General features: G+C 54.2%; 22 protein-coding genes and 1 pseudogene. 18 read left to right on the top strand and 5 right to left on the bottom strand.

Annotated features, from left to right (window positions below; all coding sequences use genetic code 11):
* Nucleotides 1–142: 142 nt before the first annotated feature.
* From pilM to trpS, 12 genes are all read left to right on the top strand, one after another.
* Nucleotides 143–952: a pilus assembly protein PilM gene (pilM, locus tag HA51_RS17750; RefSeq protein ID WP_084935925.1), complete on the top strand. Its 810-nt coding sequence runs from the start codon at nt 143–145 to the stop codon at nt 950–952.
* Complete coding sequence (locus HA51_RS17755) at nt 949–1494, top strand: PilN domain-containing protein (protein ID WP_245840238.1); 546 nt, start codon at nt 949–951, stop codon at nt 1492–1494. The genes pilM and HA51_RS17755 overlap by 4 nt, the downstream gene beginning before the upstream one ends.
* On the top strand, nt 1487–1981 hold the full coding sequence (locus tag HA51_RS17760; RefSeq protein ID WP_084935927.1) for a HofO family protein: 495 nt from the start codon (nt 1487–1489) through the stop codon (nt 1979–1981). The genes HA51_RS17755 and HA51_RS17760 overlap by 8 nt, the downstream gene beginning before the upstream one ends.
* Nucleotides 1971–2330 (top strand): HofP DNA utilization family protein, encoded by a 360-nt coding sequence (locus HA51_RS17765; protein WP_084935928.1) that lies wholly within the window; start codon nt 1971–1973, stop codon nt 2328–2330. The genes HA51_RS17760 and HA51_RS17765 overlap by 11 nt, the downstream gene beginning before the upstream one ends.
* Nucleotides 2293–3552, top strand: a complete 1260-nt coding sequence (hofQ, locus tag HA51_RS17770) for a DNA uptake porin HofQ (protein ID WP_084935929.1) — start codon at nt 2293–2295, stop codon at nt 3550–3552. The genes HA51_RS17765 and hofQ overlap by 38 nt, the downstream gene beginning before the upstream one ends.
* Nucleotides 3553–4033: 481 nt before the next feature.
* Nucleotides 4034–4555, top strand: coding sequence for a shikimate kinase AroK (gene aroK, locus HA51_RS17775; RefSeq protein ID WP_039380929.1), 522 nt, complete (start codon nt 4034–4036; stop codon nt 4553–4555).
* Between the two features lie 39 nt (nt 4556–4594).
* Nucleotides 4595–5683, top strand: a complete 1089-nt coding sequence (gene aroB / locus HA51_RS17780; protein WP_084935930.1) for a 3-dehydroquinate synthase — start codon at nt 4595–4597, stop codon at nt 5681–5683.
* Between the two features lie 59 nt (nt 5684–5742).
* On the top strand, nt 5743–6804 hold the full coding sequence (locus HA51_RS17785) for an SPOR domain-containing protein (protein WP_084935931.1): 1062 nt from the start codon (nt 5743–5745) through the stop codon (nt 6802–6804).
* 94 nt (nt 6805–6898) lie between these two features.
* Nucleotides 6899–7711, top strand: coding sequence for an adenine-specific DNA-methyltransferase (dam, locus tag HA51_RS17790; RefSeq protein WP_084935932.1), 813 nt, complete (start codon nt 6899–6901; stop codon nt 7709–7711).
* Between the two features lie 65 nt (nt 7712–7776).
* Complete coding sequence (gene rpe / locus HA51_RS17795) at nt 7777–8460, top strand: ribulose-phosphate 3-epimerase (protein WP_034819612.1); 684 nt, start codon at nt 7777–7779, stop codon at nt 8458–8460.
* Nucleotides 8444–9121, top strand: a complete 678-nt coding sequence (locus tag HA51_RS17800) for a phosphoglycolate phosphatase (RefSeq protein ID WP_084935933.1) — start codon at nt 8444–8446, stop codon at nt 9119–9121. The genes rpe and HA51_RS17800 overlap by 17 nt, the downstream gene beginning before the upstream one ends.
* Nucleotides 9122–9136: 15 nt before the next feature.
* Nucleotides 9137–10141, top strand: coding sequence for a tryptophan--tRNA ligase (gene trpS, locus HA51_RS17805; RefSeq protein ID WP_084935934.1), 1005 nt, complete (start codon nt 9137–9139; stop codon nt 10139–10141).
* A 56-nt stretch (nt 10142–10197) separates the two neighbouring features.
* Here trpS and cysG read toward each other — a convergent pair whose 3' ends face one another.
* The 4 genes from cysG to nirB all read right to left on the bottom strand — a co-directional run bounded on the left by cysG (nt 10198) and on the right by nirB (nt 15457).
* Nucleotides 10198–11562 carry a siroheme synthase CysG gene (gene cysG, locus HA51_RS17810; protein ID WP_084935935.1) on the bottom strand — a complete coding sequence of 455 codons (1365 nt, stop codon included), beginning with the start codon at nt 11560–11562 and terminating at the stop codon, nt 10198–10200.
* Between the two features lie 197 nt (nt 11563–11759).
* Entirely contained in the window at nt 11760–12563 is an 804-nt protein-coding gene (nirC, locus tag HA51_RS17815) for a nitrite transporter NirC (RefSeq protein ID WP_084935936.1), read from the bottom strand.
* A 30-nt stretch (nt 12564–12593) separates the two neighbouring features.
* Nucleotides 12594–12920: a nitrite reductase small subunit NirD gene (nirD, locus tag HA51_RS17820; RefSeq protein WP_084935937.1), complete on the bottom strand. Its 327-nt coding sequence runs from the start codon at nt 12918–12920 to the stop codon at nt 12594–12596.
* Entirely contained in the window at nt 12917–15457 is a 2541-nt protein-coding gene (gene nirB, locus HA51_RS17825) for a nitrite reductase large subunit NirB (protein WP_084935938.1), read from the bottom strand. The genes nirD and nirB overlap by 4 nt, the downstream gene beginning before the upstream one ends.
* Nucleotides 15458–15707: 250 nt before the next feature.
* On the opposite strand from nirB, the pseudogene HA51_RS17830 reads away from it, so the two are divergent.
* Nucleotides 15708–16990 (top strand): annotated as a pseudogene (locus HA51_RS17830) (cytosine deaminase).
* Nucleotides 16991–17023: 33 nt separating this feature from the next.
* Here HA51_RS17830 and tsgA read toward each other — a convergent pair.
* Nucleotides 17024–18202 (bottom strand): MFS transporter TsgA, encoded by a 1179-nt coding sequence (gene tsgA / locus HA51_RS17835; protein ID WP_084935939.1) that lies wholly within the window; start codon nt 18200–18202, stop codon nt 17024–17026.
* Nucleotides 18203–18463: 261 nt separating this feature from the next.
* Here tsgA and ppiA point away from each other — a divergent pair, with 261 nt between their 5' ends.
* From ppiA to argD, 5 genes are all read left to right on the top strand, one after another.
* Nucleotides 18464–19036 (top strand): peptidylprolyl isomerase A, encoded by a 573-nt coding sequence (gene ppiA, locus HA51_RS17840; protein ID WP_084935940.1) that lies wholly within the window; start codon nt 18464–18466, stop codon nt 19034–19036.
* 98 nt (nt 19037–19134) lie between these two features.
* Nucleotides 19135–19299 (top strand): YhfG family protein, encoded by a 165-nt coding sequence (locus HA51_RS17845; protein ID WP_084935941.1) that lies wholly within the window; start codon nt 19135–19137, stop codon nt 19297–19299.
* Entirely contained in the window at nt 19289–19882 is a 594-nt protein-coding gene (locus HA51_RS17850; RefSeq protein WP_084935942.1) for a putative adenosine monophosphate-protein transferase Fic, read from the top strand. The genes HA51_RS17845 and HA51_RS17850 overlap by 11 nt, the downstream gene beginning before the upstream one ends.
* A 41-nt stretch (nt 19883–19923) precedes the next feature.
* The gene (locus HA51_RS17855) at nt 19924–20499 is read left to right on the top strand and encodes an aminodeoxychorismate synthase component II (RefSeq protein WP_084935943.1); all 576 of its coding nucleotides are present in this window, start codon (nt 19924–19926) and stop codon (nt 20497–20499) included.
* Between the two features lie 87 nt (nt 20500–20586).
* Nucleotides 20587–21807 carry a bifunctional acetylornithine/succinyldiaminopimelate transaminase gene (gene argD, locus HA51_RS17860; protein WP_084935944.1) on the top strand — a complete coding sequence of 407 codons (1221 nt, stop codon included), beginning with the start codon at nt 20587–20589 and terminating at the stop codon, nt 21805–21807.
* Nucleotides 21808–21809: the final 2 nt, after the last annotated feature.

The following is a 21809-nucleotide window of genomic DNA, read 5'->3' on the forward strand; positions in this document are numbered from 1 at the left end:
ATAAACAATCGCGCGGTAGTATAAAGGCAAGCCTGACGCTTTGATATACCCGTCATACTTCAAGTGGCCGCTGTGCTGATAGCCCCTCGAATTATCTCGGGCAAACGTCCTTTTTCCCTTTAGAGATAAGGAGATCGCGCATATGGCTTTTCAACGCTGGCAAATCGGATTGGATATCCAAAATGGGCAACTCTGTGCCCTGGGCATTGAACGCCGACGTCATGGTTGGCAGTTACGACATTGGTGGCAGCAACCGCTGCCGCACGATACGTTACGCAACGGTGTGTTGCAAACCACGCCACTGTTACAGGAGATGTTAACGCACTGGCAACGTCACCTGCCGAAACGATATTCACTGCGCGTTGGATTGCCGCCGCAACTGGTATTGCAGCGCACGTTACCGTTACCGGAATCTTCACTCAGCGAACCGGCCATGAGCCGCTATGTTGCCTCATCGGCACCGCGCTTATTTCCGGTTGAACCTGCCTCACTCTCGATTGACTACCGTGCAGCGGGTGATGCTTCACAGCTTTGCATTACCGCAGCGCGGCGCGAAGTCATCGCGCAGTGGCTGGCACCGCTGCAAGCGTCCGGCCTTCGACCCGACGTATTTGAATTAAGCAGCCTGGCGCTGACGCAGATTGCTATGCGTATGCCACGGCAACACAACCGCCTATTGATTCATCCGCTGTGTGACCATTGGCTTTGGGCGTTGACTGGGGAGCAAACCACCTCGGGCGCGGGAACCGAGCCGTTGACGCATACACAACTGCGCGAAACCTTTCCGCAGGCGTCCTCTATTTTTTGTACCGCACCGCAAAGGCTATCAGGGCCTGGCGTGATGCACTGCCTCCCTCTGTCATTATTGCAGTATCGACAACCGCCGCTCCCTGCCGAAGAAGGTGAGTTTTCCATCGCGCTTGGTCTGGCTCTGCGCCCAGAGGATGCATGATGCTCGCCGTCAATTTATTGCCCTGGCGCACGCAACAGTGGCAGCGGCGCCGTCAGCAGAGTTTCTCGCTATTGGGAGGCACCCTCGCGACAACTGGGTTAATTATCATGGTGCTGTGGTGGCGCGGTGATGAGCAATATCTTCAGCAGCAGGTGATGCTGACGGACGCCAGCCAGAGGCGCGACGTGCTGCAACAGCAGCTGGCCTTACAACACTCGCTGCTTCAACAACGAGATGGGTTGCTACAGGTGCAGCGCGCACTGCAACAAAAACGCCAGGAACATCGCCGCTGGCAGCAATTCTGGCAGCAGCTACCCACGCTGATGCCGGATGCGCTGTGGTTGAACCGCGTTGAGCGTCGGCAGCGGATGCTGCTGTTTGAAGGGCAGGCACAGAGCATGCTGGCGGTTCGGGATTTTCGTCAACGGCTGGTCACACAGTCACTGTTTGCCAACGTCAAGCCGGGCAGCGTGCAACGCCAGGCAAGTGGCGAATATCGCTTTGTACTACAGGCCCGCGTGCAGGAGATGGCTGATGAATGAATCACTGCTTCACTGGCTGGCCCTGTCACTTTCGAAGCGCATTGCGTGTCTGATGATGATGTCATTCGTGCTGCTTACGCTGGCTTGGTTTGCACTGTTATACCCTCAGCAGCAGAGGCTTGATTCACAAACGCAAGAGCAGGAGGACGTGGGGTTGCAGCTACAACAGCGCCAGCATCAGTTAGCGGTGCGCCCCTCCATTGAGGCGCTTGAAATCGAAATTGCACGGCTTTTGCAACCAGCCAGCGAAAACGCAGAGCGACAAACGCTTGAAAACGTTGTTACGGCACGCGGAACACAATTGGAAAACTGGCAGCCGGGTAGCCAACCACAGCAGCTGCAACTCCGAGTCCAATGGTCACAATTTCTGCCGTTGTTTGGTGAACTGGCTCTCGCGCGGTTATCCGTGCCGGATCGTTTTGAATTAAGTGCTGAGCAGGGGGCGTTAAAGACGCTGCTGTGGCTGGAGGATGGCGATGCGGAGTAGTGCATGGTTGCTCTTATTGTGCAGCAGTCTGGCGTTGGCGCGCGATCCTTTTCAACCACCATCAGAAGGCGTGTGTCAGCCGCAGGTTGTCGTACCCGATGGCTGGCGTTTGCAGGGGATTGTGGGGTCATCAATGCACTATGTTGCCTGGCTTGTCTCACCGCAGGGTAAAAGCCATCGCCTCACTTTACTGGCAATGTTGCCGGATTCCCCCTGGCAGGTGACGGAACTCACTGCAAGAAGTCTGATACTGCGTGCGGCACAGAGCTGCCCGCCGCAGCAGATTACCTGGGTAATAAAAGGAGGATTTTATGAAAAGGATGGTTCTCATATTCTGTCTGATCTTTAGCGTCCCGCTGAGGGCCAGTAACGACCGTTTGAGTTTGGTATTTGATGATGCGCCAGTCGAACGTATTTTGCAGGCACTGGCAGATTATCAGCAAACCAATTTGCTGATTGCGCCGGGTGTAGAAGGGCGGCTTTCGCTACGCCTTGATGAGATTGATGGCGAGCGGGCATTGGCACTGGTGGCGCGGCTGGCAAAGCTCACGCTAATACAGGAGGAGGGCGTACTTCTGGTCTATCCAGAAAGCTGGCAGCAAATGCAGGCGCTGCAATCTAAAGCTGAAAATGAGGAGAGGGAGCAGCAGGTGCCGCTTGAGCAATACCGGGTGACGCTGCATTACGCCACAGCCAGCGATGTCTATCGCAGTTTGCAGACCGAACGTTCCTTGCTTACGGCGCGCGGAAGCGTGACAGTCGATAGCCGAACTAACAGTTTGCTACTGCGTGACACGGCTAAAGCGTTGCGCGATACCACGCGCTGGCTCACTGCGCTGGACAGGCCGCTTGAGCAAGTTGAGCTTTCAGCACACATCATTACTATTCACGAAGAGCATCTTCGCGAACTAGGTGTTAACTGGAGCACTTCTCCTGCGCAAAACGTGACCGCTGCGCTGCGCAATCCGCAGTTGGCGATCCCCCTAACGGTGGAGAATCCAGCCCTGCGTGCGGGGGTGACGCTGGGGAAGCTCAGTGGTGAGTTGCTCAATCTTGAACTCAGTGCACTGGAGCAGGAGAACCAGATCGAAATCATCGCCAGCCCGCGCTTGTTTACCTCCAATCAGCAGACCGCCTCCATTAAGCAAGGCACCGAAATCCCTTATGAGGTGAAATCAGGCAGCAGCGGCGCGACAGCGATTGAATTCAAAGAAGCCGTACTGGGGATGGAAGTCACGCCTGTCGTGCTAGGCAATGGGCGTATCCAGCTCAAGTTGCGACTCAGCCAAAATATGCCAGGACGCAGCTTAAGCGTGGGCGAGAATAAGGTTCTGAGTATCGATAAACAGGAAATAGAAACTCAGGTCACGCTGCGTGATGGGGAAACCCTGGCTCTGGGCGGCATTTTCCAGCAGCAGCGCACGCAGGGTGAAAAACGCGTTCCGTGGTTAGGCGAAGTTCCTTTGTTGGGAAATTTGTTCCGACACCAAACGGAAGAGCAAAAAAAGAAAGAGTTGGTGATCTTTATTACCCCTCGACTGGTCAGGGAAGCAGCGCTTACGGGTGGATAAAGCGGAAAATTCGCTCTGAAATGCCAACTGCGTTGACGCAGGGCAGGAATTAGCTTACAAGGTTTAGCGATTTTTAAAACGGTGTAACGGAACGCGGCAGGATAACCTTCCGATGGGCGTCAGTCACAAGCGATACTGACGTCAGAATATGTTTTCCCTAAAAAAATCGAGTTAATTCACGCGGGCAAAAACGTGAATTCTTAACCTGACAAGCGTCAGTTTTAGGAATGCACAATTGCAGCCAGCGCGCTTGTAGCTTGAAGTGTGAGGGAAAAAAGGAGGGGCGTTACCGTCTCGCGAACCACAGACCGGTCCTGTTAATAGGTCGCCGGGGGCAATTTATTCGGTTGCCAAACGGCCATGAGTGTTGAGATAATTTTCCGTCTGACTCTTGTTAATGCTCATGAGGTCTCAGTTCCTGTCCCGCCAGCACGCGCTGAACGCGGGGTATCATCAACGAATTCTTAGTAATACCGATAAAATGGCAGAGAAACGCAATATCTTTCTGGTTGGGCCGATGGGTGCCGGCAAAAGCACTATTGGTCGTCAGTTAGCTCAGCAACTCAATATGGAATTCTTCGATTCCGATCAGGAAATTGAGCGACGTACCGGAGCGGATGTAGGCTGGGTATTTGATGTGGAAGGCGAAGCCGGTTTCCGCGATCGCGAAGAGAAGATCATCAATGAACTCACCGAGAAGCAAGGCATTGTCCTGGCTACGGGTGGTGGGTCTGTTAAATCCCGTGAAACTCGTAATCGTCTCTCCGCCCGCGGCGTGGTCGTTTATCTTGAAACGACGATTGAAAAGCAACTTGCTCGAACTCAGCGTGATAAAAAACGTCCGCTGTTGCAGGTTGATGAGCCGCCGCGTGAAGTGCTGGAAGCGCTAGCTGACGAACGCAATCCACTTTATGAAGAGATCGCTGACGTCACCATTCGCACTGACGATCAAAGTGCAAAAGTTGTCGCCAATCAGATCATCAACATGCTGGAAAAAAATTAATCCAGTGTCCTGAGGGCTCAGCAATAGGTATCGGTCATCATGGAGAAGATCACTGTCTCACTCGGGGATCGCAGTTACCCCATCACTATCGCTGCCGGACTGTTTAATGATCCGGCTTCTTTTTGGCCGCTAAAAGCTGGCGATAATGCCATGCTGGTGACCAACGAGACGCTTGCCCCGATCTATCTCGACAAGCTTTCTGCTTTGCTGAGTCAGGCGGGCGTGAAAGTGGATCAGGTGATTTTACCTGATGGCGAAAAGTATAAGACGCTGGCCGTGATGGACGAGGTCTTTACTGCGCTGCTGCAAAAACCCCATGGTCGTGATACCACATTGATCGCCCTTGGCGGTGGTGTGATTGGCGATCTGACGGGATTTGCTGCCGCGAGCTATCAGCGTGGCGTGCGCTTTATCCAAGTACCTACCACATTGCTCTCTCAGGTTGATTCCTCCGTTGGCGGCAAAACGGCCGTCAATCATCCGCTTGGCAAAAATATGATTGGTGCCTTCTACCAGCCTGCGTCAGTGGTGGTGGATACCCATTGCCTGGCGACGCTACCGGCACGCGAATTGGCGTCCGGTCTGGCGGAAGTGATCAAATACGGCATTATCCTTGATGGCGATTTCTTCCAGTGGCTGGAACAGAACCTTGATGCGCTCCTGGCTCTGGATGAGAAAGCAATGGCGTACTGCATTCGGCGCTGCTGTGAACTCAAAGCTGAAGTTGTTGCTGCCGACGAACGTGAGATGGGTCTGCGCGCGCTGCTTAATCTGGGCCATACTTTTGGCCATGCGATTGAAGCGCACATGGGCTACGGCAACTGGCTTCATGGTGAAGCAATCGCTGCTGGCATGGTGATGGCAGCGCGAACGGCAGAACGTCTGAAGCAGTTCTCGTCAGCGGATACCGATCGTATCATTGCGCTATTGCTGCGTGCGGGTTTACCTGTGCATGGCCCTGAGAGCATGAAGGCTGAAGCGTACTTACCGCACATGATGCGCGACAAAAAAGTACTGGCAGGTGAAATGCGTTTGGTGCTGCCTCTCGCAATTGGCCGCTCTGAAGTGCGTGCAGGTGTCGCCCATGATATGGTGCTGGCTGCAATTAATGATTGCCAGAAACCCTGATTAAAAGTAGTGAGTGGTGATGCGGTGCGTGCTAGCGTGCCGCTTACGGAGGAGGCGAGATGGATGAGTTCAAACCGGAAGACGAGTTAAAACCTGATGCCAGTGACCGCCGTCCTACGCGGCCTCGCAAACAGTCTTCTGCCCCAAAAGCGAAGGTGCCGGTATCGCGCCAGCATATGATGATGGGCATCGGTATTCTGGTTCTGCTATTGGTCGTGTTGGGAATCGGTTCCGCGTTAACAGGCCCGGATGAGAAAAAGCCCGCAGCGACGACAGCCAATAATGGCACCGCCGCGCCGGCCTCCGGTGGCAGTGAAAAGAACATCGACCTTTCCGGTTCGACGTCTATGAGCGGCCAGCAGAACGCTGCCCCTACTGCGGATGCAAACGCGCCACAAACGCCTGCGGGTGCTCAACCTGCTGGGAATCAAGCGGCGACGGGAAGTGATTCCAATTCGATTTCAATGCCTGCAGTTTCCTCCACACCGACTCAGGCTGCAGCCGTTGAGACGCCAGCTAATCAGCAACGTGTCACACTACCAGGCGATCTCAACAGTGCGTTGAACAATCAGCAAGGTCAGGTTGATAACGCTGCACAGGGTGCACAGGGCAACTCGTCATTGCCAACCGCTCCGGCGACGGTCAGCGGGAATGGCAAGGCGATAACACCGCCTGCTATGCGTTCTGAAACACCTGCGCGTTCAAGCAGTAATGGCGTGCGTGAGTCTCACAACAGCACGGCACACAAAGCGCTGACCAACACCAAACCGGTACCGGTAGCAAAAGAGAACAAAACGCACACCACGGCAGCGCATAATGCGCCTGTTAGCGCCAGCAACAGCGGAGCCAGCAAGTCATTGCCTACCGGCGGCAGCTACACGCTGCAACTGAGTGGTGCTTCGAAAGAAGAGAGCTTGAATGCGTGGGCGAAAAAACAGAATCTGAGCGGTTATCACGTGTATAAAACGACGCGTAACGGTCAGCCATGGTATGTGTTGGTGAGTGGTGCTTATGCCACGCCAGCAGATGCCAAACGCGCGGTGGCATCATTGCCTGCTGAAGTGCGTGCGGCGAATCCGTGGGTCAAACCGTTGAGTCAGGTGAAAAAAGAAAGTCAGTAACTGATGTGGGGCTGCGTTAGCGCGGCCCCGTTTAAAGCGCAGAGCTGCTGTCGGTTCCACCACAGCCAATATAAGATGTAATAACCACGACAGCATGAAGAAAAATCGCGCTTTCCTTAAATGGGCCGGAGGGAAATACCCACTGCTTGACGATATCCGTCGTCATTTGCCACAAGGTGATTGTTTAATCGAACCCTTTGTCGGTGCCGGTTCCGTATTCCTCAACACTGATTATGACCGCTATCACCTGGCGGACATTAACGGTGATCTGATCAATCTCTACAACATCGTCAAAACCCGCACCAACGCATTTATTGAAGATGCGCGCCTGTTGTTTACCCCTGAAGGGAACATGGCGGAGACTTACTATGCACAGCGTCTGGCGTTTAATGCCAGTACGGATGAGTATCAGCGCGCATTGCTGTTTCTTTATCTTAACCGCCACGGCTATAACGGTCTTTGCCGCTACAATTTGCGCGGTGAGTTCAATGTGCCTTTTGGTCGTTACCGCAAACCTTACTTCCCTGAAGCGGAACTGCTGTGGTTTGCCGAACGGGCGCAAAAAGCGACCTTTGTCTGTGAATCGTACGATGTTACTCTGAACAACGCCCCTGTTGGCTCAGTGGTTTATTGCGATCCGCCTTACGCGCCCTTGTCGGCGACGGCGAATTTTACCGCTTACCACACCAACAGCTTTAGCCTGCGCGAGCAGCAGCATTTGGCGGAATTGGCCAATAAGCTGGCGCATGAAAACGGTATACCGGTACTGATTTCCAACCACGACACGCTGCTTACTCGCGAGTGGTATCAGAATGCGGTGTTAAATGTAGTCAAAGCCCGGCGTTCCATCAGCCGAAGCATAAGTGGTCGCACTCAGGTTGACGAACTGCTGGCGCTTTTCCGCTAGCTTGTTTCGTCCGCGACCAACGCATTACGTCAGCTCTGGCTGGCGCACAAAATTGGGAGAATCGGATGAAACAATTTTTACTGGCCCCTTCAATTCTTGCTGCTGATTTCGCCCGCTTGGGTGAGGATACTGCGAAAGCACTGGCGGCAGGGGGTGATGTGGTTCATTTCGACGTGATGGACAACCACTATGTTCCCAATCTGACCATGGGTCCGATGGTGCTGAAAGCGCTGCGCGATTACGGCATCACTGCGCCCATTGATGTGCATCTGATGGTTAAGCCGGTTGATGCGCTGATCCCAGAATTTGCTAAAGCGGGTGCGACTTACATTACCTTCCATCCTGAAGCGAGCGAGCACGTTGATCGCACGCTGCAACTGATTAAAGAACATGGCTGCAAAGCCGGCCTGGTGTTTAACCCTGCGACGCCGCTCGATTACCTCGATTATGTGATGGATAAACTCGACATCATCTTGCTGATGTCAGTCAACCCAGGCTTCGGTGGTCAATCCTTCATTCCTGGCACGCTGGATAAACTGCGTCAGGCGCGTCGACTCATCGACCAGAGCGGCTACGATATTCGTCTGGAAGTGGATGGCGGTGTGAAGATCGATAACATCGGTCAGATCGCGGCGGCGGGTGCGGATATGTTTGTGGCCGGTTCTGCGATCTTCGGTCACCCCGATTACAAAAAAGTGATCGACGAAATGCGTGGCGAACTGGAGAAAGTTAATGGCTCATTTCACTGATATCCGCGCACTGGCTTTTGACCTGGATGGCACGCTGGTAGATAGCGCACCGGGTCTGGCGCAGGCGATTGATCATGCCTTAGGTGATTTGCAGTTACCGCCGCCGGGCGTTGCGCTGGCCTCCACATGGATTGGTAATGGCGCAGATGTGATGATGGCCCGCGCCCTGAAGTGGGCGCTAGGACGTGAGCCGCATGCTGAAGAACAGCGTGATGCGCGCAGCTTGTTTGATAAGTATTACGCCGAAACAGTGGAAGCGGGCAGCACGCTGTTTCCACAAGTGAAAGAGACGCTGGCCGCGTTGCATGCGAAAGGCTTGCCGATGGCGATCGTCACCAACAAGCCGACGCCCTTTGTCGCGCCTTTACTGCAATCGTTGGGCATTGCCGACTACTTCACGCTGATTATTGGCGGTGATGATGTGGTAGTGAAAAAGCCGCATCCAGCAGCGATCTTCCTTGTTCTGGGTCACTTTGGCGTGCTGCAAAAAGAATTACTGTTTGTGGGCGATTCTCGCAATGATATTCATGCGGCTCAGGCCGCAGGCGTACCGAATATCGGCATGACCTTCGGCTACAACTATGGCGAGCCGATTGCCGCCAGCCAACCCGACTTAACTCTCGATACTTTTAGCGAACTTTTGCCCGCTCTCGGGCTGTAATTATCAGGACATAATATGAGCAAACCCATCGTTTTCAGCGGCGCCCAGCCTTCCGGTGAACTGACCATTGGCAACTACATGGGTGCGCTACGTCAGTGGGTGCAGATGCAGGATGATTTCCACTGCATTTACTGCATCGTTGATCTGCACGCGATCACGGTTCGCCAGGATCCGGTTGCGCTGCGCAAAGCCACGCTGGATACCCTGGCGCTGTACCTTGCCTGCGGTATCGATCCGGCTAAAAGCACCATCTTTGTTCAGTCACACGTGCCAGAGCACGCGCAGCTGAGCTGGGTGCTGAACTGCTACACCTATTTCGGTGAGCTGAGCCGCATGACGCAGTTTAAAGATAAATCTGCGCGTTACTCAGAAAACATCACGGCAGGTCTGTTCGATTACCCGGTGTTAATGGCAGCGGACATTCTGCTGTATCAAACCAACCAGGTACCGGTGGGTGAAGATCAGAAACAGCATCTGGAACTGAGTCGCGATATCGCGGGTCGCTTCAACGCGCTGTACGGTGATGTATTCAAGGTCCCTGAGCCGTTTATTCCAAAATCAGGCGCACGCGTGATGTCGCTGTTGGAACCGACTAAGAAGATGTCGAAGTCGGATGACAACCGCAATAACGTGATTGGCCTGTTGGAAGATACCAAAGCGGTGGTGAAGAAGATTAAGCGCGCAGTGACTGACTCCGCTGAGCCACCCGTGGTGCGTTACGACATTAAAGAGAAAGCCGGTGTTTCTAACCTGCTGGATATCCTTTCCGGTGTGACTGGCAAGCCGATTCCGCAGCTGGAACAGGAATTCGAAGGCAAAATGTATGGCCATCTGAAAGGTGAAGTTGCGGATGCGGTTTCCGGCATGCTGACTGAGCTGCAGGAGCGCTATCATCGTTTCCGTAATGACGAAGCTTTCCTGAACCAGGTCATGCGTGAGGGTGCCACTAAGGCGCGTGCTCAAGCGCAAGAAACCCTGAAGAAAGTCTACGAAGCGGTGGGCTTTGTCGCACAGCCATAAACTGCTAGCGACATCATTCAAAACGGCGAGTTGTCATGACTCGCCGTTTTTTATTTCTAGAACCAGCGTAACTGACTGCGCAAACTCACCACGTGACCAACGATAATCAGAGCCGGGCTAGCAAACTGCTGAGCCAGTTGACTGAGTTCCGCTAATGTGGCGGTTTCCACCCGCTGCTGTGGTGTGGTGCCGTTCTGCACGATAGCCACTGGTGTCCCGGCATCCATCCCATGCTGCAACAGCTGGCGCTGGATTTCAGGTGCCTGATTCAGACCCATGTAAAAGACCAGCGTTTGCTGGTCGGCTGCGAGTTTATCCCACTCAATTTCCCCGTGCTGCTGCAGATGACCGGTGACAAAACGCACGCTCTGCGCGTGATCGCGGTGCGTAAGCGGAATGCCGCTGTAGGCTGCACAACCGGAAGCGGCAGTGATCCCCGGCACCACGCTAAAGGGAATGTTGTGCTGCGCCAGCACTTCCAATTCCTCTCCTCCACGTCCGAAAATAAACGGATCGCCGCCTTTGAGTCGCACCACACGTTTGCCACTTTGGGCTTGCTCCAGTAACAGTTGGTTGATTTGCGACTGAGGCACGCAGTGGTTGCCTGCCTGTTTCCCCACAAAGATGCGCTCAGCATCGCGACGGACCAGATTGAGAATCGGCTCGGATACCAGGCGATCGTAAACCACCACATCGGCCTGCTGGATGCACTGCAAGCCTTTCAGCGTCAGTAATCCGGCATCTCCCGGACCCGCGCCTACCAGCACCACTTCACCCTGTTGTGATAGCGGCGCATCAAACAGCGTATCAACGATATGATCGGCGCGTGGTTGGTCACCATTGGCCAGCGTTTGTGCCAGACGATCGCTGGCGAAGAATCGCTCCCAGAAAGCACGGCGCTGCCCCATGCTGTTGAACGTCTTTTTCACCCGGCTGCGCAATGAGCCGGCCAGAGTAGCCAGTTGGCCGAGATGCTGCGGCAACATGGCTTCAAGCTTCTCGCGCAGCAGGCGAGCCAGCACCGGAGCACGGCCGCCGGATGACACGGCAATCATCAGCGGTGAGCGATCGACAATCGACGGCATGATGGCGCTGGCTTCCTGCGGCGCATCCACCAGATTGCAGAAGATGCGGCGTAATTCGGCGGCATCGCCCACCTGCTGATTGACGGCGTCATCGTCGGTGGCGGCAATCACCAACCAACAGCCCTCCAGCCAGCTCTCCTCAAAGGTGCCGGGTAATAAGCGCAGCTTTCCCTGTTCAGCCCATTGTTGAAAAACAGGGGAGAAACTCAACGCACCGACATGCAGATCGGCACCCGCATCCAGCAACAGACGCGCTTTACGCTCTGCGACATCACCTCCGCCAACCAGCAAACAACGTTTGCCCTGTAGGCGGCAAAACAGGGGGAAATAGTCCATCGCTCATCCTCAAAAAGCCCGCGAGCCGTGTGATGGTCATCAGTTAAGCAACGTGGTTTTGGCATGCACAATCTGTAGCGGCGCGATTTATCGCGCAGGGGTTAAACACGCGCAATAAATTGCGCCGCTACAAATTTGTGTGACCGTTAGTGTTGATAACGTGATTCACATAATAAGGTTCGTGGGCTCAGAAACATTTAAACCGATTTGAGCGCAGTGACTTTTGGCGCCACTTGCGGTCTCTGAGCTTGCGGTGTGGCGTACCAGTAACCGAGGCCCATTAACACCATACCAGAGAACATGTTGCCGAGTGTCACCCACAGTAGGTTGTGGCCGATGCCGTTTAATGTCAGGTCGGCATTGTGCTGACCAAACCACGACAGGGCGAAGACTGTCATGTTGGCTACTGAGTGCTCATAGCCGGAGGCGATGAACGCCAGCAAGCACCACCAAATAGCGAGGAACTTCGCAGTGCCTTCGGTACGTACTGCCATCCAGATTGCCAGACAGACCAACCAGTTACAGAGTGCGCCTTTAAAGAACAGCGCCATCGCGGGCTGGGTGGTTTTGGCCAATGCCGCGCTGTGAATCAGAGCGCTAGCGTTGGGCAGCATGGCACCTGCGGCATAGTAATGAAGCAACGCGACAAACACCGAACCAATCAGATTACCCAGCCAGGTCTGCGGCAGCACACACCACATTTGCCCTTGGCTAATGCTGCCGGACTTAGCGCCAATCATCAGAAACATGGTGTGGCCGGTAAACAACTCCGAACCGGCGATGATCACCAGTGTCAGCGCGATGCCAAAAGTGGCCCCCATAATCAGCGGCCGCCAAGCGGGATCGGCCAGATTACCGAGCGTGAAGATCAAGATGATTGCCAGGCCAACGTAGGCACCGGCCATTGCCGAGCTGATCCAAAAAGCAAGCGGGCTTTGCTGTGCCGTACGCACAATGCGCGCCGCATTATTAGCGCAGCTGTTCAGGGTGTCAGTAAACATAGTGACGTCTCATAAAGTGAAGGAATTCTCTCAACTGCACACCTCGACCCGACCTTCATTAACGCGTACCGGATAACTCGCCACTGAACGGGATTCGTCCTCCAGGCAGATGCCATCACTCAAGCGGAAGCGCTGCTTTTTCAATGGACTGGCGACCCAAAGTGTTTGCTGATGTTCAGCAATCAAGCCGCGTGATAACACACTTGCTTCGGAGAAAGGATCGATGTTGCTGAGTGCATACAGTTGCTCATCGTCATGCGGGCGGAAGATGGCAATCTGTTGCCCTTTTACCAGCGCACAGACGCCGGTAGCAGGCAGGATTTGCTTGAGTTCACACACGGAATGCCACTGGCTCATGCGTCAATCTCCTCAATCAGGGTGACCGCAATGCGTTCGGCGGGACGTGCCGGGCGATGCTGATCGCGCTGGTGAATGTGTTGCACCAGCGGGTCACGCTGATTGCTGTTAATAAAGGTGCTGAAGTGGATTTGCTGCTGGGGATCGTTCACCGTTGCAGCCCATTCGCACTCGACTGCGCCGCGCAGGCGTGTCAATTCACTCTCCAGCTGCGCGTTAAGGCCGAGTTTGTCATCCACAATCACGCTGCGCAGATAGTTGATGCCGCCTTCCAGGCTTTCCAGCCACAGTGAGGTGCGCTGCAAGCGGTCACCGGTGCGGATGTAGAACATCATGAAGCGGTCGAGATAGGTGAGCAGGGTGTCGCGATCCAGATCGGCTGCCAGCAGATCGGCGTGGCGAGGTTTCATACCGCCGTTGCCGCACACATACAGATTCCAGCCTTTTTCGGTGGCGATGATGCCGACATCCTTACCTTGCGCTTCGGCACATTCGCGGGTACAGCCCGAGACGCCAAACTTCATTTTGTGCGGGGTACGGATGCCTTTGTAGCGGTTCTCCAGCTCAATACCAAAGCCAAGGCTGTCGCCCACGCCGTAGCGGCACCAGGTGCTGCCGACGCAGGTTTTCGCCATGCGTAGTGCTTTGGCGTAGGCTTGGCCGGTTTCAAATCCAGCATCAATCAGTTGGGCCCAGATGGCGGGCAGGTCATCGCGCTGTGCGCCGAACAGACCAATACGCTGCGATCCGGTGATTTTGGTATAGAGGTTGTACTGACGAGCCACAGCACCCACGGCCATCAAGCCTTCCGGCGTGATTTCGCCGCCTGGTGAACGCGGGATAACGGAGTAGGTGCCATCTTTCTGGATGTTGCCGAGGAACAGATCGTTGCTGTCCTGCAGCGGCGCGAGCTGTGGTTTGAGCACATATTCGTTCCAGCAAGAAGCCAGCAGCGAACCCACGGTGGGTTTGCACACTTCACAACCATAGCCTTGGCCGTATTTCGCCAGCAGCGCATCAAAGGATTTAATCTCTTCAACGCGAATTAGGTGATACAGCTCTTGGCGCGAATAAGGAAAGTGTTCGCACAGGTGGTTGTTGACTTCGATACCCTGGCGACTTAATTCAGCGTTTAACACTTGAGTAATCAGTGGGATACAGCCGCCGCAGCCGGTTCCGGCGCGGGTTTCACTTTTCAGCATCGCCACCGTGTGGCAGCCGCCTTGCACCGCTTTTACGATGTCGCCTTTGCTGACGTCAAAGCAGGAGCAGATTTGCGCACTGTCCGGCAGTGAATCCACGCCCAGCACCGGCTTTTCCCCGCTGCCAGCGGGGAGAATCAGCATTTCCGGATTCTCTGGCAGAGTGATGTTATTCAGCGCCAACTGCAGCAGATTACCGTAATCGCTGGTGTCACCGACTAACACCGCGCCGAGCAACGTGCGGTTGTCTTCACTAACGATGAGACGTTTGTAGATGTGTTTGTGCTCGTCGAGCCACATGTAGCTGCGCGCACCCGGCGTGCGGCCCTGCGCATCGCCGATGCCACCGACATCCACGCCAAGCAGTTTAAGCTTGGCGCTCATGTCGGCCCCGGAGAAGGCGTTTTCACGTCCCACTAAGGTATCGCTGGCAACCTGAGCCATTTTGTAGCCCGGTGCCACTAAGCCGAACAGACGGTTCTGCCATGCAGCACATTCACCGACAGCGTAAATCGCGGCATCACTGGTTCGGCAGCGATCGTTAATCGCGATGCCGCCGCGTTGACCAATTTCCAGCCCGCACTGTTTTGCCAGTTTGTCCTGTGGGCGAATCCCGGTGGAGAACACGATAAAATCGACATCCAGCGCGCTGCCATCGGCGAACTCCAGCGTTTTCCCGCCTTTAGCATGATGCACAATCTGCTGCGTGTTTTTACCCGTATGCACCCGCACACCCATCTGCTCAATTTTACGGCGTAGCTGTTCGCCCCCTTGCACATCCAGCTGTTCTGCCATTAACCCTGGCGCAAACTCAATGACATGGGTTTCGATGCCAAGGTTTTTTAGCGCTCCCGCTGCTTCCAGACCCAGCAGGCCGCCGCCAATCACGGCACCCCGTTTGCTGCGACGCGCGCAGGCTTCAATGGCATTGAGATCTTCGATGGTGCGATAAACAAAACAGTCAGTGCCCTCCGAGCCCTTGATGGGCGGGATCCACGGATAAGAGCCCGTAGCAAAAATCAGCGTGTCGTAATGCACCGCACGACCGGTGTTGGAGTGGATGAGTTTTTCGTCGCGATTAATAGTGATAGCGCGTTCGCCAATCAGCAGATTAACCTGATGTTTTTCGTAATAGCCCGGCCGCACCAGAGACAGCTCTTCCGCGGTGTGATGGGAGAAGTAGGCAGAAAGGTGGACGCGATCATAGGCGACACGGGGTTCTTCACAAAAGACGGTAAGGGCGAATTGGCCAGGTTCGGCTTTGTCGATCAGTTCTTCTATAAAGCGGTGGCCGACCATGCCGTTGCCAATAATCACGACATTGTGCTTGCTCATGCTTGCCTCAAAATTTGCGGTATCTGCGATTACGATAGCGCGCTACTTTTGCCGCTCATTGATGTATATCAAGCGCACCTTTATATACCTATTTTGAGGTATGTAACTGATTTTGAACAAAATCAGTAAGTGGCTTATTTGGCTCGAATTTGTTCAGTCTGATCGGTCTGTATAGCAACCGTAAATCGATGACGCGGGTAAACGGATTTTCGTGCTAGCTTTACCTGTTGCTTTTAAACAGGAGAAAGGCATGGCGAACCGGTCACTGAAGTGGATCAACAACCTGCGTATCGCGGGCCAACAAGGTTTGTGGCAGATGGAAATTAACGGCGCAAAAATCGCCGCGCTTCGCCCACAGCCATCAACGCTGGCGATGCAAAACGATGCGCTTGATGCGGAAGGAGGGCTGGCAAGCGCCCCCTTTATAGAGCCGCATATTCACCTCGATACCACACAAACCGCCGGGCAGCCCGCCTGGAACCAGTCTGGTACGCTGTTTGAAGGGATTGAGCGTTGGGCGGAGCGCAAAGCGCTACTCAGCCATGAGGATGTCAAGCAGCGGGCGCAGCAGACGTTGAAATGGCAAATCGCCAATGGCATTCAGCATGTGCGCACCCACGTCGATGTCTCCGATCCTACGCTCACCGCATTGAAAGCGATGCTTGAAGTGAAAGCCGAAATGGCACCTTGGATCGATATCCAAATCGTCGCCTTCCCGCAGGAAGGCATTCTTTCCTACCCCAATGGTGAGGCATTGCTGGAAGAGGCGCTGCGACTCGGCGCCGATGTGGTGGGTGCCATTCCGCATTTCGAGTTCACGCGTGAATATGGTGTGGAGTCGCTGCATAAAACCTTTGCGCTGGCCAATCGTTATGACCGCATGGTGGATGTGCACTGTGATGAAATCGACGATGAGCAATCACGCTTTGTCGAAACCGTGGCGGCGCTGGCGCATCGTGATGGCAACGGTGAGCGGGTGACGGCCAGCCACACCACGGCGATGCACTCCTACAATAATGCCTACACCTCACGCTTATTCCGGCTGTTAAAGCTCTCAAAGATCAACTTTATCGCTAACCCGCTGGTGAATATCCACCTGCAGGGGCGTTTCGACAGCTACCCTAAACGGCGCGGCATCACACGCGTGAAAGAGTTGCTCGACGCCGACATTAACGTCTGCTTTGGTCACGATGATGTATTCGACCCCTGGTATCCGCTGGGCACGGCCAGCATGCTACAGGTGCTGCATATGGGATTGCATGTGTGTCAGATGATGGGCTACGAGCAGATTGATAATGGGCTAAGCCTGATTACCACCAACAGCGCTAAAGCTATGCAATTGAAGGATTACGGCCTGGCCGTGGGTGATGATGCCAGCCTGATTATTTTGCCTGCCGAGAATGGTTTTGATGCGGTGCGTAGGCAAGTACCCGTGCGCTATTCGGTGCGTCAGGGAGGGTGGTGGCAGCCACGCAGCCTGCGGTCAGTGAGATTTACTTAGGTGAAGCGGAAGCGGTTAACTTTAAGCGGTAGCAGCAGGGGCGACCCTCAGGCCGCCCCTCATTCTTAGTGTGTCACATGACCGTGCTGGCGATGTTTCGTCACAAAGCCAAGCAGAACACACATCACAAACACCACGGCATAGAGACCGTTGGCGGTGGAGAGTGCCGCATGCGCGCCACCTTTAGCCACAATCGGTCCGGTGACCACGAAGGTCAGCATGGTGCCAACGGTGCCGCAAGTCAGGATAAAGTTCACCAGCTTCGGTGATGAGACCTTAGTTTGCAGCGAGCCGAGCGTGATAATAGTGGTGTAAATGGCGCTAGAGCTGAAGCCGAGAATCATGATGATCCAGTGCAGCATGCTGGCGTCTTTGGTGCTGACGAACCAGTACATCAAACCCGTCGCCAGCGCGGCCAGCACCATCAAAATGCGTTGCAGATCAAAGAAGCGCAGTAAGAAGCTAAACGCCCACATGCCGACCATGTACGCGGTCCAGAAGTTACCGACCAGCTGTCCCGCTGCGGCGATATCCATGCCCATGGTGTTAGTGGCATACAGCGGCACCCAAGAGATGAAGCCCAGTTGACCGAGGATGTAACACAGCGCCGCAATCGACAGGAATAGCACACCGATGCCCCATTTCTCTTTTTCGCCGCCCTGAACCGCCGCTTCGCTTTTCAAGACCGGGAATTCGACAAAGAGCGTTAGCACAAAAATCGCCACGTAAATCAGGCCGATGCAGGCATAAACCCAATACCACGGCAGTGCGCGCGCCAGCAGCATACCGGCGATGATTGGGAAGATAGTGCCTGCCATGCTGAAGAATGAGTCAGTAAACAGCAGACGCGCACCGCGCTGGCGACCATCATACAGATGTGTGATCAGGAAGGTCCCGATCGACATGGTGATGCCGCTGACCACACCGAGCACAAACATGCACAGCGAGAAAATGGTGAGATCGTGGCTGGTCATTAAACCGGCCACCGCAAAAATCATCAGTACGAAGCCGAAAATCAGCTGACGTTTCAGCGGCACAATCACCATCAGCCAGGCATTGAGGAACACTGCCGCTAAAATACCTGCATTGAGGAAGGTGAAAGTATTGCTCATTTCAGAAACGGGCAATTGGAAGTACTGGGCGATATTTTCCAGCACCATGCCAGTAACGATGACCAACGCGCCAGTGAGCGCGTAGGAAAAATAGCTGATCCAGGAAAGGCCGATGCGATTACGGTTTGTCATATTCTGAGCCTGTTAAGCGCCGTGGGTGGCAAAAAGTGTCATGAATTGTAAATGCAACTGTGATCTTAATAAACAACGAGTGAAACAAGCGCGAAATATTTCATTAATAGTGTGATTTTCGTCACGCAAATGATTGCGTGAGCGCAAAAGTATGACAATCGCAACATCAGCGTAAATATCGGTAAAACGCTGGCTCTTGTTTGGCTTGCTCTTTACAATCAATCTCGTTTTGAGCTTGCACTCCATGGTAAGGAATCTTTCATGTTTAAACGTACTTTGACAGCGGCAGTCGCCCTGTTAGCGCTCTCTTCGGTATCCGCTACGGCTCTGGCAGCCAAAGGGGATCCCCATGTGCTGCTCACCACCTCTGCGGGCAATATCGAACTCGAACTGAATAATCAGAAAGCCCCCGTCTCGGTGAAAAACTTTGTTGATTACGTCAACAACGGTTTCTACAACAACACCATTTTCCACCGCGTGATTCCTGGCTTTATGATCCAGGGCGGCGGCTTTACAACAGATATGCAGCAGAAGCAGACTGTCGCGCCAATCAAAAACGAAGCCGATAACGGTTTGCGTAACCTGCGTGGCACCATCTCGATGGCGCGCACCGCTGATAAAGATAGCGCGACTAGTCAGTTCTTCCTTAACGTTGCGGATAACGCCTTCCTCGATCACGGCCAACGTGACTTCGGCTATGCGGTATTTGGTAAAGTTGTGAAAGGCCAGGATGTCATCGATAAGATTGCTCAGGTGCCAACCAAAGATGTCGGTCCGTACCAAAATGTGCCGTCAAAACCGATTGTTATCCTTTCTGCAAAAGTCCTGCCTTAATGATTTAACGCGCCGCTGCTTGCTGGCGCGTTCTGCTGCTCTCCGGCAAAGCTAAAATTTGCTCTTATACTTAGGGCAAATTGCTTGTCGGAGGCGCGATGACCAGCCAACTCACCGAAAAACAGAAAGCCACCCTGTGGCAACAGCGCCGCATGGCCAGTTTTCAGGCCAGTTGCCGTCTTGCCGGTTACGTACTCAGCGATATCACAGCTGAACAACATGAAGAGCGACTTGAGTCGCTGAGGAGGCAATATGGCGGATAACAGTCTGGCCATGCGCGACCCTTACGTCTGGCACAATGATACGGTGCTGAAAAACCGCCTTGATATTCATGATGAAGCGCAGTTGCGAAAAGCCGAGCTGGCCTTCAGTGCCGCACGGCTGGCCACGCTGGAACTGGGTCCGCGCAGCACCGGCATGCCGTGGCTCTGCCACATTCATCGTACGCTGTTTCAGGATATCTACAGTTGGGCGGGGGAATTACGTAGCATCGATATCTGGCGAGATGAGACGCCCTATTGCCATTGCGAATATATTGAGAAAGAGGGCAACGCGCTGATGAGCGCGCTGGAAGATGAACAGCAGCTGACAAACTTGCCCCAGGATGAGTTTGTCGCGCGTCTTGCGCATTATTACTGTGAAATCTTCGTATTGCATCCGTTCCGCGCGGGTAACGGCCGCACGCAGCGCATTTTCTTCGAGCAGCTGGCGCTACATGCCGGTTACCTGCTGACGTGGGACAAGCTGGAGCAAGAGACGTGGCGTATCGCGCTGTTTGCCGGTGTGGCGGGGGATTTGGCACCGCTAACGGCGCAGTTTGCAAAAGTGGTGAGCCCTGCGCGGTAAAATGCGTAGAATAGCGGCGGTTTTACTGGCCTGAGGGCATTATGCTGCTGCTAATTGATAACTACGACTCCTTCACCTGGAATCTCTACCAGTACTTCTGTGAGCTGGGCGCGGATGTGCGCGTGGCGCGCAACGATGCCATCACCCTTGCGGAGATGGAGGCATTACCGCTGACGCATCTGGTAATCTCGCCGGGACCTTGCACGCCGGATCAATCCGGTATTTCACTGGATGCCATCCGCCATTTTGCCGGACGATTGCCGATCCTCGGCGTTTGCCTGGGTCATCAGGCGATTGCTCAAGCTTATGGCGCAAAAGTGGTGCGCGCGCGCCAAGTGATGCACGGTAAAACCTCGCTTATTCAGCACACGAGTCAAGGTGTGTTCCGTGACCTTAATAATCCTCTCACCGTAACGCGCTACCATTCATTGATTGTGGCTCACGATACGCTGCCTGCTGAATTTGAAGTCACCGCATGGAGCCTACGTCATGGCGAACCGGATGAGATCATGGGTTTCCGCCACCGTACGCTGCCCTTAGAAGGGGTACAGTTCCATCCGGAGAGCATTCTGAGCGAGCAGGGGCATCAGCTGCTGGCGAATTTCCTGAATACGTAACTTATGTTTGCCTTCGTATGATTTTTTATGCATATTTTGTGATTATAATTTCACTTCAGATTAATAAACAACCCAATGAGGTCGGCAATGGCAGCGGAAAAACTAGCGGTAACCCGGGAAACGTTCGATAACGTGATTTTGCCTGTTTATGCACCTGCGCAGTTTGTGCCGGTAAAAGGTAAAGGCAGCCGAGTCTGGGATCAGCAGGGCAAAGAGTATATCGACTTTTCCGGCGGCATCGCGGTGACTGCACTGGGCCATTGTCATCCTGCGTTAGTGGAAACGTTGAAAAGTCAGGGTGAAACCCTATGGCACACCAGTAACGTGTTCACCAATGAACCGGCGCTGCGTCTGGCCAGCAAGCTGATTGCTGCAACCTTTGCCGATCGCGTGTTCTTTGGTAACTCCGGCGCGGAAGCTAACGAAGCGGCTTTCAAGCTGGCACGTTATTACGCGTGTAAAAAACACAGCCCATTCAAAAGCAAAATCATCGCTTTCCACAATGCGTTCCACGGTCGTACTTTGTTCACCGTCTCCGTAGGCGGTCAGCCGAAATATTCCGACGGCTTCGGTCCTAAGCCTGCCGACATCGTGCATGTGCCGTTTAACGATCTGGATGCAGTGAAAGCGGTGATTGATGACCATACCTGCGCCATTGTCGTTGAGCCGATTCAGGGCGAAGGCGGCGTGGTGGCGGCGACTCAGGAATTCATGCAGGGTCTGCGTGCGCTGTGTGACGAGCATAAAGCGTTACTGGTGCTGGATGAAGTGCAGAGCGGTATGGGACGTAGCGGCAAGCTGTTCAGCTACGAGCATTACGGCATCAAGCCAGACATCATCACCACCGCGAAAGCGCTGGGCGGCGGTTTCCCAGTAAGTGCCATGCTGACGACCAATGAGATCGCTTCTGTGATGGCACCCGGCGTGCACGGCACCACTTACGGCGGTAACCCGTTGGCCTGTGCGATTGCCGAAACGGCGTTGGATATTATCAATACCCCAGAAGTGCTGGGTGGCGTGGATGCCCGTCGTCAGCAGTTCGTTGAGGCGTTGCAGGCGATCAACAGCAAATTCGATCTCTTCAGTGAGATTCGCGGTAAAGGCTTGCTGATTGGCGCGGCGCTGAAGCCACAGCACGCCAGCAAGGCGCGCGATATTCTCAACGCCTCGGCGGCAGAGGGATTGATGATCCTGACCGCGGGCACCGATGTGATTCGCTTTGTGCCGTCACTGGTGATTGAACCCACCGACATCGAAGAAGGCATGGCGCGTTTCGCTACCGCTATCCAGAAGGTTCTGGCGGCGTAATT

The sequence above is a fragment of the Pantoea rwandensis genome (assembly GCF_002095475.1).
GTDB lineage: Bacteria > Pseudomonadota > Gammaproteobacteria > Enterobacterales > Enterobacteriaceae > Pantoea > Pantoea rwandensis.